This window comes from Streptomyces sp. NPDC042102 (genome assembly GCF_055582305.1).
Genome location: NZ_JBVJDL010000003.1, coordinates 313448 through 327424 on the forward strand (window position 1 = coordinate 313448; position 13977 = coordinate 327424).

General features: G+C 74.6%; 10 protein-coding genes. 6 read left to right on the plus strand and 4 right to left on the minus strand.

The window, feature by feature from the left end; all coding sequences use genetic code 11:
• Positions 1-39 precede the first annotated feature (39 nt).
• Positions 40-1719: a M23 family metallopeptidase gene (locus ACZ6KO_RS14745; RefSeq protein WP_469304354.1), complete on the minus strand. Its 1680-nt coding sequence runs from the start codon at positions 1717-1719 to the stop codon at positions 40-42.
• Positions 1720-1942: 223 nt separating this feature from the next.
• Complete coding sequence (locus ACZ6KO_RS14750) at positions 1943-2728, minus strand: esterase/lipase family protein (RefSeq protein ID WP_469304355.1); 786 nt, start codon at positions 2726-2728, stop codon at positions 1943-1945.
• Positions 2729-2963: 235 nt separating this feature from the next.
• Between ACZ6KO_RS14750 and ACZ6KO_RS14755 the strand changes: the two genes are divergently transcribed.
• Positions 2964-3371 (plus strand): cobalamin B12-binding domain-containing protein, encoded by a 408-nt coding sequence (locus ACZ6KO_RS14755; protein WP_401456803.1) that lies wholly within the window; start codon positions 2964-2966, stop codon positions 3369-3371.
• Between the two features lie 49 nt (positions 3372-3420).
• On the opposite strand, the gene ACZ6KO_RS14760 is transcribed toward ACZ6KO_RS14755, so the two are convergent.
• Both ACZ6KO_RS14760 and ACZ6KO_RS14765 read right to left on the minus strand, forming a co-directional pair.
• On the minus strand, positions 3421-5040 hold the full coding sequence (locus tag ACZ6KO_RS14760) for a DUF5691 domain-containing protein (protein WP_469304973.1): 1620 nt from the start codon (positions 5038-5040) through the stop codon (positions 3421-3423).
• A gap of 174 nt (positions 5041-5214) precedes the next feature.
• A complete protein-coding gene (locus tag ACZ6KO_RS14765) occupies positions 5215-6561 on the minus strand; it encodes an SWIM zinc finger family protein (RefSeq protein WP_469304356.1) in 1347 nt (448 codons plus the stop codon).
• A gap of 140 nt (positions 6562-6701) precedes the next feature.
• Between ACZ6KO_RS14765 and ACZ6KO_RS14770 the strand changes: the two genes are divergently transcribed.
• The 5 genes from ACZ6KO_RS14770 to sucD all read left to right on the plus strand — a co-directional run bounded on the left by ACZ6KO_RS14770 (position 6702) and on the right by sucD (position 13821).
• Positions 6702-7802, plus strand: coding sequence for an ATP-binding protein (locus ACZ6KO_RS14770; protein WP_469304357.1), 1101 nt, complete (start codon positions 6702-6704; stop codon positions 7800-7802).
• Positions 7799-10099, plus strand: coding sequence for a DUF5682 family protein (locus ACZ6KO_RS14775; RefSeq protein WP_469304358.1), 2301 nt, complete (start codon positions 7799-7801; stop codon positions 10097-10099). The genes ACZ6KO_RS14770 and ACZ6KO_RS14775 overlap by 4 nt, the downstream gene beginning before the upstream one ends.
• A gap of 137 nt (positions 10100-10236) precedes the next feature.
• A complete protein-coding gene (locus ACZ6KO_RS14780; protein ID WP_469304359.1) occupies positions 10237-11463 on the plus strand; it encodes a vWA domain-containing protein in 1227 nt (408 codons plus the stop codon).
• Positions 11464-11722: 259 nt separating this feature from the next.
• Positions 11723-12904 (plus strand): ADP-forming succinate--CoA ligase subunit beta, encoded by a 1182-nt coding sequence (gene sucC, locus ACZ6KO_RS14785; protein ID WP_469304360.1) that lies wholly within the window; start codon positions 11723-11725, stop codon positions 12902-12904.
• 23 nt (positions 12905-12927) lie between these two features.
• Positions 12928-13821 carry a succinate--CoA ligase subunit alpha gene (gene sucD / locus ACZ6KO_RS14790; protein WP_469304361.1) on the plus strand — a complete coding sequence of 298 codons (894 nt, stop codon included), beginning with the start codon at positions 12928-12930 and terminating at the stop codon, positions 13819-13821.
• The last annotated feature ends 156 nt before the right edge of the window (positions 13822-13977 follow it).

The following is a 13977-nucleotide window of genomic DNA, read 5'->3' on the forward strand; positions in this document are numbered from 1 at the left end:
CGCCGGCCGGAGTGCCGGCGCCGCTGTGGTGCGGCCGGCTCAGTTGGGGTTCAGGCCCTTGCTGCGCAGCCACGCGGACGGATCGATCGGGGACCCGCCGCCGGGCCGCACCTCGAAGTGGAGGTGGGGGCCGGTGGAGTTGCCCGAGTTGCCGGAGTAGGCGATGACTTCGCCCGCCTTGACCTTGCCGGACCGGATCTTGGAGCTGCTCAGGTGGCAGTACCAGGTCTCGGTGCCGTCGGGGGCGGTGAGGATCACCATGTTGCCGTAGGCGCTGTTCCACTGGGTGCGCACGGTGCCGTCGGTGGCGGCCATGACCGGCGTGCCGTAGCCGACGGGGAAGTCGATACCGGTGTGCACCGACATCCACATGCCGCCGGACTGCCCGTAGCCGGCGCTGAGTCCGTGCTGGGCGACCGGGACGGCGAACTTGGGGCGGGCGGCCTCCTTGGCGGCCGCCTCCTCCGCACGCTTCTTCTTCTCTTCTTCCTGGCGGACGCGCAGGTCGATGCGCTCCTGCGTACGGCTGGCGCGGTCCGCGAAGTCGCCCGCGTCGGCGCTGAGCGCGGCGAGCTGGGTGTCGAGCTTGCTGTTGGCGGCGGCCGGCTGGACCGAGGCCGGGTCGGGCGCGGCCAGCGTGGTGGTGTCCTCGGTGGTCTTCTCCGCGCCACCGGTCAGGCCGCCTACGGAGGCGGCGGCGACGCCCGCGACGCCCATGACGCAGACGGAGGGGACGGCCACGGTCAGCAGGGCGGAACGCTTCGCCGGGGTGCGCCGGCGGCTGGCGGCACGGCCGGTGCCACCGGTGCCGCCGCCCGGGCCGGTGCCGGTGGTCGCGGAGCCGGTCTGGGCGGTTGCGTTCCTGGCCGCGGCGCCCTTGGCCGCCGCGTTCTTGGCGGCGGCGCGGCGCGCGGCGCGCGACACCGCGGTCGCCTCGAAGGCGGCGGAGGCCGCGGCGACATCGGCCGCGGACATGGTCTGCGTCTCGGCGGCGTGCACGGCGGCGGCCGCCTCGTCGGGGGATTCCGCTTCGGTGTCCTCGAGGGCCGGCACGGCGTCGAAGGTGGCGGTCGGCGCCGCGTCGAAGGCGGCGGCCGGTACGGCGTCGAAGGTGGCCGTCGGCGTGGCCTCGAAGGCGGCGGTCCCGGCCATCGCCACGTACTCGGCCGGGGACTCGTAGGCGTGCGCCGGCGCGGCGTACTCGGAGGTGTACTCGCCGCCCGCGCCGTACTCGTACGAGGACTCGTTCTCGTAGCCGTAGGAGGCCTCGGGCCGCAGCTGCTGCGGGAGCTCCTCCTGCACCACGGAGTTCCACGCGGTCGCGTCGTACGCGCCGGTCTCGGCCGCGGTCGTGCCGAAGCCGGGCATCGCCCAGTGGCCGCTCTGCTCGCCGGAGGTGTCGTAGCCGAAGGCGGCGGCGGGCTGCTGGTAGTCGGTGTGCGCGGACCAGGCGCTCGCGTCCCACTGGCCGGTGCCGTCCTCGGGGAGCGACTGGGCGGGGATGCTGGTCAGGTAGCTGTCCTGCGCGGCCGGCGTGGCCCAGGCGGTGGCGTCGTAACTGCCCGTCGCGTTCGCGTCGTACGCGGCGTAGGAGGAGTAGTCGTACCCCTGCCCCTGCGTTTCAAAGGAACCGTAGGACACATCGCCAGCGAAAGTGGTGGTGGCAAGGCCGTCGTACCCGGGATCCGGGTACTGGCCCGACGTGGGGCGGTCGTTCACCAACTTCTCTTTCGCCTCGGCGGTGGGGGGCCTGGGTGGCCGGGGAATGGGAGGTTCCCCGGAGGAGAGCAGTGGCGTGACTGTACCCGGCGGTCACAGGCGTCGACAATCTTCCGGGGGTTCCGGTTCCTCAGGAACCGGGCATTCGGCTGTCTTTCGGTCGCCGCAAGGCAGAGCCTTGGCCTTGAGTTCGAAATCCGTTCGACAAAAGGCCGGTTGTCGGTCACGCCACGGAGGCGGCTCCGGGGGCCTCGGGGACGGCCTGCACCGGCCCGTCCAGGGCCCGCCGGACGGCGGCGATGACGGCCGGGTGCGCAGGCAGCGCGAGGTGCCCGATCCCGGTGACCTGCACGTTCACCGCCATCAGGTCGGGATGTTCGAGGCGGGCGGTGCCGGCCGGGCTCATCACCGTGTCGAACTCGGCCCAGAACGCCACGCACCGGGTGCGGCAGCCGGGCGCCGGCGCGTTCAGTTCCGCCATCACCTCGGAGTCCGGCCGCATCTGCCGGACCAGCGGGTGCGCGTCCATGAAGGGCGCGGCGCGGGTGCCCGCGTGCGGGGTGCCGAGCGTGACCAGCGTGCGCACGCGCGCGTCGCCGCCGAGCCGCTGGACGTAGTAGCGGCAGACCAGCCCGCCCAGGCTGTGCCCGACCACGTCCACCCGCTCCTGCCCGGTGCGCTCGCACAGCTCCTCGACGCGCGCGGCGAGCAGCCGGGAGGTGGCCCGCAGGTCGCGGGTGAAGGGGGAGTAGTTGTACGCCTCGACCCGGCGCAGACCGTCGGCGCCGAGCGCCCGGCGCAGCAGCACGAACACCGACCGGTTGTCGCTGAACCCGTGGAGGAGGAGGACGGGCGGCCGGGTCTGGCCCTGGGCGAGGGGCCGGATCCTCTCCTGTGCCACACCGGTCGGATAGAGGGCGAGATGTCCGGCGAGCACGGCCACCTCCAGGGCGGCGGCGCGCAGCGCGGCACCGGATCGCGGCACGGCGAACGTGAACGACAGCCCCATCGACGGCCCCCCCTGTGGCTCCGGCTGCCGATCCGTGCCGTTCTGCGGCGATGTGCCGCGCCACCGTGCCGTGCGGCTGACGGCGCGGTGGCGCGGCGACTCGTTGCGGCTCTCCTTGCGACCGGTGCGTGTGAATCAATGGCGTCCCACGTGTGATTTCCCCCTCGTGCTTGACCGCGAAACGACGCGGTGCGCGATGCTGTACTTAACGTTCGTTCACTCGGGAGGCAGTGCGATGGGTGTGACCGGTCCGATCCGTGTGGTGGTGGCCAAGCCGGGTCTCGACGGCCACGACCGCGGTGCCAAGGTCATCGCGCGGGCCCTGCGCGACGCGGGCATGGAGGTCATCTACACGGGCCTGCACCAGACCCCCGAGCAGATCGTCGACACCGCGATCCAGGAGGACGCCGACGCGATCGGGCTGTCGATCCTCTCCGGCGCGCACAACACGCTGTTCGCGCGGGTGCTGGACCTGCTGAAGGAACGCGACGCGGAGGACATCAAGGTCTTCGGCGGCGGCATCATCCCGGAGGACGACATCGCCCCGCTGAAGGCGAAGGGCGTCGCCGAGATCTTCACGCCGGGCGCCACCACCACCGCGATCGTGGACTGGGTCCGCGCCCACGTCCGCCCCGCCGTCTGACGGCCGCCCGAGCCGGCCGCCGGCGCTTGCCGGGTCAGGCGGCTGCCGGTCAGGCGGGTGGCGGCGTCAGTTCGGCCAGCATCGCCGCGCGCAGCCGCAGGGTCGCCACCAGCCGCTGGAACGCCTCCGCCCAGTAGCCCCCGGCGCCGGGCGAGGCGTCCGGGGGATCGTCGTACGCGGCGGTCAGCGCCTCGAGGTGGCCGGCCTCGGCGGGGTCCAGGCAGCGTTCCGCCAGGCCCATGACCCCGCTGAAGCTCCACGGGTAGCTCCCCGCCTCCCGGGCTATGTCGAGCGCGTCCACGACCGCCCGCCCCAGCTGCGCCGACCACGGCACCGCGCACACACCCAGCAGCTGGAACGCCTCCGACAGCCCGTGGGCCCGCACGAACTCCGCGACCCACTCGGCCCGTTCCTCCCGCGGCAGCGTTTGCAGCAGCTTGGCCCGCTCCGCCAGCGACGCCGTCGCCGGCCCGGCCGCGGGCGGTGCCGCCGCCGACCCCAGCAGGGCCCGCGACCACTGCGGATCCCGCTGCCGCACCGCGGCCCGGCACCAGGCCGCGTGCAGCTCCTCCCGCCACTCCTCGGCCATCGGCAGCGCCAGGATCGCCGCCGGGTCCAGCCCTCCGAACCGCTCGCGCCAGCAGGCCAGCGGCGCCGCCTCCACCAGCTGCCCCAGCCACCACGCCCGCTCCCCCCGGCCCGCGGGCGGACGCTTGACCACCCCGTCACGCTGCATCCCCGCGTCGCACTCCGCCGGCGGCACCACTCCCTCGGGGCCCACGCAGGCCAGCGCCCGCCCCGCCTGCCGGGCCGCCAGCGCGGAGGTGGGCAGCGCCGACAGCAGCTCGGCGGCCGTCGCGCGCACGTTGCGGCTGCGGTCGCCCAGCGCCGCCTCCAGGAACGGCTCGTCCCGCTCCGACAGTCCCGCCCGCAGCGAGTCGAGGAACATCAGCCGGTCCTCGGCCCGTTCGGTGGCCCAGGTGCCCGCCAGCAGCTGGGTCGCCGCCGCCGGATCGTGCGCCCGGACCGCCCCCAGCAGCGCCACCCGCTCTGCGAACAGTCCCTCCTGCCACAGCCGTTCCACGCCTGCCCCGTCCCCGGGATCCGGCAGCTCCCCGCCGCCCGCGCCGCTGCGCAGCGCGAACCGCCACTCCGGATTCAGCCGGGCCAGCCACAGCCCCCGTGCCCCGGCCAGGGCCAGCGCCTGCGGGCGCAGATCCGTACGGGCCCTGGCGGCGTCCAGCACCGCCGGCACGAGCGCGGCCGGTGCCCGGTACCCCCACCGCGACGCGGCGGCCAGCCACTGCGGCAGCAGCTCCATCAGATCCGGAGCCGCCCCGCGCCGCCCGCTGCCGCCCGCACCGCCCCGGCCGGCCAGCAGCTGCGCCAGCCGGCGGCGCGCGGCCTCCGGCGGGGCCGGCCGCGGATCCTCGGCCACCGGATCGGGCCGGGCCCCCGCCTCGGCCGGCCGCAGCCCCGCCCGCCGCCGCACCGCCAGGACCGCGGCCGCGTCGAGCAGGGCCCCCGGCGTCCCGCCGCGTCTGCGGTCGGTACCCAGCGTCGCCGCCCCGACCAGCTCCTCCCAGCCCCCGGCCGGCTCCTCCCCGTGCCCGGCCGGCTCCCAGCCCCCGGCCGGCTCCTCCCGGTCCCCGGCCCGCTGTCCGTCCATCCGCCCGGTCATCTCCCCGTCCCGCCGCCGCTCCCGAACCCCGCTCATCGAAACCCCTCCCTCGCCTGTGGTGCGCGCCCCGGTCCCGCCCCCTCCGCGGGACCGGGGCAGCTCGTGCCGGTGTGTGTCAGGTCGCGTGGTTGTCGTTCACAAGCCCCCCAGTCGTCCTTCGGTTCAGCCCAGGGCCACCGGCTCCGCCGTGTCCGGCGCCCAGGCCGTCAGCGGGGTGAACCCGCGGTGGCCGCACTCGCCGAACACCGTCACCGGGCCCCCGCCCGACAGCGCGGCCAGCTGCCACAGCCCGGACCGGGTGCGCGCCCCGGAGGGCGGCACCGGCAGGGCGGACTTCCCCTCCACGTCCGCCAGTTGCCAGCCGTGCTCGCCCGGTATCGGCACCACCTGGCCCAGCACCACCGGCCAGGCGTCCAGCCACGGGTCCTCGCGCAGCGCCGCCCCGTACGCGTCCAGCGCCTCGCCCGTCGAGACGCCGGCCGGTGCGTGCGGGAACGGGGCCGGCGCGGCGAACCGCTCGCCGAGCTCCGCCCGCAGCCCCGCCCCGCCCGGCCGGAACCGGGCCTGCGCGTCGAGCACCAGGCCCACCGGCAGCGCGAGCTGCGGCGGCCGGCCGGGCGGCCCGAAGTCCAGCACGAGGGCCGGGCGGCCGCTCTCCAGACCGCGCAGCCAGATCCGGCGGGTGGTGAGCCGCCCGTCCGGCGAGACGGTGTCGTGCTGCGCCAGGACCAGCCAGTGGTCCCGCACCGCCGCCCCCGCCACCGCTCCCGGCAGACCCACCCGGGCCCGGACCGTCGCGGCCAGCGGCTCGGGCAGGCCGGCCACCCCCAGCCAGGCCCGGTCCAGCAGGTGCAGCAGCGCGCACTCCTCCAGCATCCGGCCGGGCCAGCCCGCGCCGGAGCTCGGTATCGTGCCCAGCTCCCGCACCCGCGCGGCCAGTCCCGGCGCCTGTGCGTCGACCATCCGGGCCGCCGTCTCCTCCCACTGCGCGTACCCGGCCGCCTCCTGCCCGGCCAGACCGCCGCGCACCAGGTCGGCCAACCGCTGCTCCAGCTCGCTCACCCCCGCCCCGATCCGCGCGGCCCGCCGCTCGGCCCGCCTGCGGGCCGCCTCCGGGTCGGCCGGCGCTCCGGCCGACCCGGAAGCGGCGGCCGGACGCGCCGCCCTCGCGGCCCGCTCGGCCAGCCATTCCCCGGCCCAGTCCGGTGCCTCGGCCGCTTCCCCCAGCCCCTCGGCCGCCCAGAGCAGCAGCAGCCCCAGCGCGTGCTTGCACGGGAACTTCCGGCTCGGGCAGGAGCACTGGTACGCCGGTCCCGTCAGGTCCACGACCGTCCGGTACGGCGTACTGCCGCTGCCCTTGCACAACCCCCACACCGAACCGGAAGCGGAACCTCCGGTCCGGGACCACGGACCCGCCGAGCCGAGCTTGCCCCCCGCCTTGCGCGACGCCTCGTCAGGAGCCAGAGCCAGTACCTGTTCCGCCGTCCAGCGGACCTGCTGCTCAGTCATGGAAACCACCGTAGGCACTCCCACTGACAATGCGTCTGACCTGCAACAACGGTAGGAACAGGGGGCGTTGTCAGTGGGGTGGTGCACCGTGGGTACAGCAGTCGCCGAGCGGCTGCCGAGCCTGGAGGGGGAGCATCACCATGTCCGAGAAGACCGCGAACGCCGAGGCGCTGCGACCGCACGCCGAGGACGCCTACGCCCACGAACTGAAAGCCCTGGCCGCCGCCGACGACCGGCCCCGTCCGGCCCGCTGGAAGCTCTCACCGTGGGCCGTCGCCACCTACCTGCTCGGCGGCACCCTCGGCGACGGCACGGTCATCACGCCCAAGTACGTGGGCCCGCGCCGGATCGTCGAGGTCGCCGTCACCACGCTCGCCACCGACCGGGCCCTGCTCCTGCTCGGCGTCCCCGGCACCGCCAAGACCTGGGTCTCCGAGCACCTGGCCGCCGCCGTCAGCGGCGACTCCACCCTGCTCGTCCAGGGCACCGCCGGCACCCCGGAGGAGGCGATCCGGTACGGCTGGAACTACGCCCGCCTCCTCGCCCACGGCCCCAGCCGCGACGCCCTCGTCCCCAGCCCCGTCATGCGCGCCATGGCCGAGGGCATGACCGCGCGCGTCGAGGAACTCACCCGTATCCCGGCCGACGTCCAGGACACGCTCATCACCGTGCTGTCCGAGAAGACCCTGCCCATACCCGAACTCGGCGAGGAGGTGCAGGCCGTGCGCGGCTTCAACCTCATCGCCACCGCCAACGACCGCGACCGCGGGGTCAACGAACTCTCCAGCGCGCTGCGCCGCCGCTTCAACACCGTGGTGCTGCCGCTGCCCGCGACGGCCGACGCCGAGGTCGACATCGTCGCCCGCCGCGTCGACCAGATGGGCCGCGCCCTGGACCTGCCGGCCGTTCCCGAGGGCCTGGACGAGATCCGCCGCGTCGTGACCGTCTTCCGCGAGCTGCGCGAGGGCGTCACCGACGACGGCCGGACGAAGGTGAAGTCGCCCAGCGGCACCCTGTCCACGGCCGAGGCCATCTCGGTGGTCACCGGCGGCCTCGCGCTCGCCGCCCACTTCGGCGACGGCGTGCTGCGCCCCTCCGACGTGGCCGCCGGGATCCTCGGCGCCGTCGTGCGCGACCCGGCCGCCGACAAGGTGGTCTGGCAGGAGTACCTGGAGGCCGTCGTGCGCGAGCGGGACGGCTGGAAGGACTTCTACCGCGCCTGCCGGGAGGTGACGGCGTGAGCGGCGGGACCGCGGGGCCGCTGCTGCTGGGCGTACGGCACCACGGGCCCGGCTCCGCACGCGCGGTGCGGGCGGCCCTGGACGCGGCCCGGCCGGCGGCCGTCCTGATCGAGGGCCCGCCGGAGGGGGACGCGCTGCTGCCGCTGGCCGCCGACCCCGCCATGCGGCCGCCCGTCGCGCTGCTCGCGCACGCGGCCGACGACCCGGGCCGGGCGGCGTTCTGGCCGCTGGCCGAGTTCTCGCCCGAATGGGTGGCGGTGCGCTGGGCCCTGGCCGAGCGGGTCCCGGTCCGCTTCATCGACCTCCCGGCCGCCCACACGCTGGCGGAACGGGACGAGGAGAAGGAGAGGGGGAAGGAGGGGGAGACGGCAGCAGGGCAGGAGCCGGGGGCCGGCGGGTCCGACGCGGTACGGCTGGACCCGCTCGCGGTGCTGGCGGAGACCGCCGGGTACGACGACCCGGAACGCTGGTGGGAGGACGTCGTCGAGCACCGGGGCGCCGGCCCCGCCGACCCGGTCGCCGCCTTCGAGGCCCTCGGCGACGCCATGGCCGCCCTGCGCGAGACCTACGGGGCCGGCGGCCACGCCCGCGACCTGGTCCGCGAGGCCCACATGCGGCAGCGGATGCGGGCCGCCCGCCGCGAGTTCGGGGACGCCTGCGCGGTGGTGTGCGGGGCCTGGCACGTGCCGGCGCTGCGCGCGAGGACCACGGTGGCCGCGGACCGGGCCCTGCTCGCCGGGCTGCCCAGAGTCAAGGTGGAGACCACCTGGGTGCCCTGGACCCACCGGCGCCTGGCCCGGGCCGGGGGCTACGGGGCGGGCATCACCTCGCCCGGCTGGTACGGACACCTGTTCGCCGCGCCCGACCGGCCCGTCGAACGCTGGCTGACCAAGGTCGCCGGCCTGCTGCGGGAGGAGGACCGCCAGGTCTCCTCGGCCCACGTCATCGAGGCGGTCCGGCTCGCCGACACCCTGGCCGCCGTGCGCGGGCGCCCGCTGGCGGGCCTGACCGAGACCCTGGAGGCGGTCCGGGCGGTGATGTGCGACGGCTCCGACGTGCCGCTCGCGCTCATCGAGGACCGGCTCGTCGTCGGGGACGCGCTGGGCGAAGTGCCCGACGCCGCGCCCGTCGTGCCCCTCCAGCGGGACCTGACGCGCCAGCAGCGCTCGCTGCGGCTCAAGGCGCAGGCGCAGGAGCGCGAACTGGAGCTCGATCTGCGCAAGGACTCCGACGCCGCCAAGAGCCTGCTCCTGCACCGGCTGCGGCTGCTCGGCATCGACTGGGGCATACCGGCCGCCTCCCGGGGCAGCACCGGCACGTTCCGCGAGACCTGGCGGCTGCGCTGGGAGCCGGAGCTGTCGGTGCGGGTCGCCGAGGCCGGCATCTGGGGCACCACCGTCCTCGCCGCGGCCACCGGCCGCGCCGAGGCGGACGCGGCCGCCGCGGGCGAGCTCGGCGAGGTGACCTCGCTGGCCGAACGCTGCCTGCTGGCCGGTCTGCCCGAGGCGCTCCCGGCGGTCCTGCGGGCCCTGGCCGACCGGGCCGCCCTGGACACCGACGTGGCCCGGCTCGCCAAGGCGCTGCCGGCCCTGGCCCGGTCCCTGCGCTACGGGGACGTCCGGGGCACCGACACGGCGGCGCTGGGCACGGTCGCGGCCGGGCTCGCCGACCGTATCTGCGTCGCGCTGCCGCCGGCCTGCGCCGGGCTGGACGCGGACGGCGCCGCGGAGCTGCGCGGCCACGTGGACGCGGTGCACGGCGCGGTGGGCCTGCTGGAGGACGAGGGGCTGCGCGAGCGCTGGTCGGCGGGCTTGCGGACGCTGGCCGGCCGGGACACCGTGCCGGGCGTCATCCGCGGCCGGGCCGTGCGGCTCCTGCTCGACGAGGGCCGGCTGGCGGCGGCGGACACCGCCCGCCTGATGGGTCTCGCGCTCTCCCCGGCGGCCGCGCCCGCCGACGCGGCCGGCTGGATCGAGGGCTTCGCGGGCGGCGCGGCCGGCGGCGGCACCCTGCTGGTCCACGACGACCGGCTGCTCGCCCTGATCGACGCCTGGCTGACCGGCATACCGGCGGGCGCGTTCACGGACGTCCTGCCGCTGCTGCGGCGCACGTTCGGCGCGTACGAACCGGGCGTCCGGCGGACCCTGGGCGAACTGGTGCGCCGCGGGCCGGGTGCCTCGCGCCCCGCGGCCGGGGCACGGGGCGCGGCACCCGCGGGTTTCGCCCCCGAGCTGGACCCGGAGCGCGCGGACGCGGTGGTTCCGCTGGTGCGGATGCTGCTGGCGGCCGCGGGCTGACCCGCGACCCACGACGACGCCGCACGCCCGCGCCGTCACGACGACAGCGCTCGGCGCATCACGCGGTGCATCACGCGGCGCGTCACTCGACGCATCACTCGGCGAACCGAGACCAACCGACCGGAGGGGACGGACACATGACCGGAACGGACACCGCGCAGCCGGGCGCGACGGGTACGGCTGACGTGGCGGGCACAGCGGCAGCGGCGGCGGACGCGGCGGGGGAGCGGCTGCGGCGGTGGCGGCTGGTCCTCGGCGGGGGCGAGGCCGACGGCACCGGCTGTGCCCTCCGCGGGCGGGACGCGGGCATGGACGCGGCACTCGGCGCGCTGTACGGGGGCACCGCCGGGGCCGGGAACCGGAAGCCGGCCGGGGAGCGGTCGGCCGGGCTCGGCGGGTCCGCGCCGAACGTGGCGCGCTGGCTCGGCGACATCCGCACGTACTTCCCCAGCTCCGTCGTCCAGGTCATGCAGCGCGACGCGATCGAGCGGCTCGGGCTGTCCGCCCTGCTGCTGGAGCCGGAGATGCTGGAGGCCGTCGAGCCCGACGTCCACCTGGTCGGCACCCTGCTCTCGCTCAACAAGGCGATGCCCGACACCACCCGGGAGACCGCCCGCGCGGTCGTCCGCAAGGTCGTCGAGCAGCTGGAGAAGAAGATCGCCACGCGCACCCGGGCCACGCTCACCGGCGCCCTCGACCGGTCCGCGCGGATCAGCCGTCCCCGCCACCACGAGATCGACTGGAACCGCACCATTCGGGCCAATCTCAAGAACTACCTGCCCGAGTACCGCACCGTGGTGCCCGAGCGCCTCGTCGGCCACGGCCGCGCCGGCCAGTCGGTGAAGAAGGAGGTGATCCTCTGCATCGATCAGTCCGGTTCGATGGCCGCCTCCGTCGTCTACGCCTCCGTCTTCGGAGCCGTCCTCGCCTCCATGCGCTCGCTGGCGACCCGCCTGGTCGTGTTCGACACCGCCGTCGTGGACCTGACCGAGGAGCTCGACGACCCGGTGGACGTCCTCTTCGGCACCCAGCTCGGCGGCGGTACCGACATCAACCGGGCGCTCGCCTACTGCCAGTCGAAGATCACCCGTCCCGCCGACACCGTCGTGGTCCTGATCAGCGATCTTTACGAGGGCGGGATCCGCAACGAGATGCTGGGGCGGGTCGCGGCGATGCAGGCGGCGGGGGTCCGGTTCGTCACGCTCCTGGCCCTCTCCGACGAGGGCGCCCCGGCCTACGACCGCGAGCACGCGGCGGCGCTGGCCGCCCTCGGCTCCCCGGCCTTCGCCTGCACCCCCGACCTCTTCCCCGACGTGATGGCCGCGGCGATCGAGAAGCGGCCCCTTCCGGTTCCGGAGGGGTGAGCCGCGACCGCGTGAAATCGTGAGATCACACGAATATCCAGCTCACACGTGAGGGGATCTGTGACAGGTATCACCGCTCAGGTGTGATCCCTGATTTAGGGACGCAAGCCCCACGGGGATAACCTGCCGGACGGACATGCCGCGTCCACGGTCACCGTGTGCGCTCCCCTTGTGACAGCGCCGTCACGTTGCCCTCGCGGCACGCCCACGCAGACAACCGCGAACACTGCGAATCTTTGAAGACAAGGGACGGACGCGCGTGGACCTGTTCGAGTACCAGGCGAGGGACCTCTTCGCCAAGCACGGTGTACCGGTGCTGGCCGGTGAAGTCATCGACACGCCTGAGGCGGCGCGCGAGGCCACCGAGCGGCTGGGCGGCAAGTCGGTCGTCAAGGCGCAGGTGAAGGTCGGCGGCCGCGGCAAGGCCGGTGGCGTCAAGCTGGCCGCCACCCCGGACGAGGCCGTCGCCCGCGCGACGGACATCCTGGGCATGGACATCAAGGGCCACACGGTCCACAAGGTGATGATCGCGGAGACCGCTCCGGAGATCCTCGAGGAGTACTACGTCTCCTACCTCCTCGACCGCACCAACCGCACCTTCCTGGCCATGGCCTCGGTCGCGGGCGGCATGGACATCGAGCAGGTCGCCGAGGAGACCCCGGAGAAGCTCGCCAAGGTCCCGGTGAACGCCAACGAGGGCGTGACCATCGAGAAGGCCCGCGAGATCGTCGCCCTGGCGCAGTTCCCGGCCGAGGTCGCCGAGAAGGTGGCCGAGGTCCTGGTGACCCTGTGGGCGACCTTCATCGCCGAGGACGCGCTCCTCGTCGAGGTCAACCCGCTCGCGAAGGTCGCCTCCGGCGACGTCATCGCGCTCGACGGCAAGGTCTCGCTCGACGAGAACGCCGAGTTCCGCCAGCCGGGCCACGAGGAGTTCGTGGACCACGCGGCCACGAACCCGCTCGAGGCCGCCGCCAAGGCCAAGAACCTCAACTACGTCAAGCTCGACGGCGAGGTCGGCATCATCGGCAACGGCGCGGGTCTCGTCATGAGCACCCTGGACGTCGTCGCCTACGCCGGTGAGAACCACGGTGGCGTCAAGCCCGCCAACTTCCTGGACATCGGCGGTGGCGCCTCCGCCGCCGTCATGGCCAACGGTCTCGAGATCATCCTCGGAGACCCGGACGTCAAGTCCGTCTTCGTCAACGTCTTCGGCGGCATCACCGCGTGCGACGAGGTCGCCAACGGCATCGTCCAGGCCCTCCAGCTGCTCAAGGACAAGGGCGAAGAGGTCACCAAGCCGCTCGTCGTCCGCCTCGACGGCAACAACGCCGAGCTGGGTCGCAAGATCCTCTCGGACGCCAACCACCCGCTGGTGCAGCGCGTGGACACCATGGACGGCGCGGCCGACAAGGCCGCCGAGCTCGCTGCGGCTGCGAAGTAAAGGGACGAGGTCACAGACTCACCATGGCTATCTTCCTCAACAAGGACAGCAAGGTCATCGTCCAGGGCATGACCGGTGCCACGGGCATGAAGCACACCAAGCTGATGCTGGCTGACGGCACGAACATCGTCGGCGGCGTGAACCCGCGCAAGGCCGGCACGACCGTCGACTTCGACGGCACCGAGGTCCCGGTCTTCGGCTCGGTCGCCGAGGCGATGGAGAAGACGGGCGCCAACGTCTCCGTCCTCTTCGTCCCGCCGGCCTTCGCCAAGGCCGCCGTCGTCGAGGCCATCGACGCCGAGATCCCGCTGGCCGTCGTCATCACCGAGGGCATCGCGGTGCACGACTCCGCCGCCTTCTGGGCGTACGCGACCGCCAAGGGCAACAAGACCCGGATCATCGGCCCGAACTGCCCCGGCCTGATCACCCCCGGCCAGTCCAACGCCGGCATCATCCCGGGCGACATCACCAAGCCCGGCAAGATCGGTCTCGTGTCCAAGTCCGGCACGCTGACCTACCAGATGATGTACGAGCTGCGCGACATCGGCTTCACCTCGGCCGTCGGCATCGGTGGCGACCCGGTCATCGGCACCACGCACATCGACGCCCTGGAGGCCTTCGAGGCCGACCCGGAGACCGAGCTCATCGTCATGATCGGCGAGATCGGCGGCGACGCCGAGGAGCGCGCGGCGGACTTCATCGCGAAGAACGTCACCAAGCCGGTCGTCGGCTACGTCGCGGGCTTCACCGCCCCCGAGGGCAAGACCATGGGCCACGCCGGCGCCATCGTCTCCGGCTCCTCCGGCACCGCGCAGGCCAAGAAGGAGGCCCTCGAGGCCGCCGGCGTCAAGGTCGGCAAGACGCCGACCGAGACCGCCAAGCTGGCGCGCGAGATCCTGAACGGCGCGGGCGCCTGATCGCCGCCTGACGCCGCGAGTACGGGCGTGGGCCCCCCCCCCGGGGGGGGGGGGGGGGCCCCCCCCGTTGCGCCAGGGTACGGAACCCGACGGGGGCCCCCACCCCGGGCCGCCGCCGGGGCGGCCCCGGCCGCCCGTGCCGCCGCCCGGGTTGCC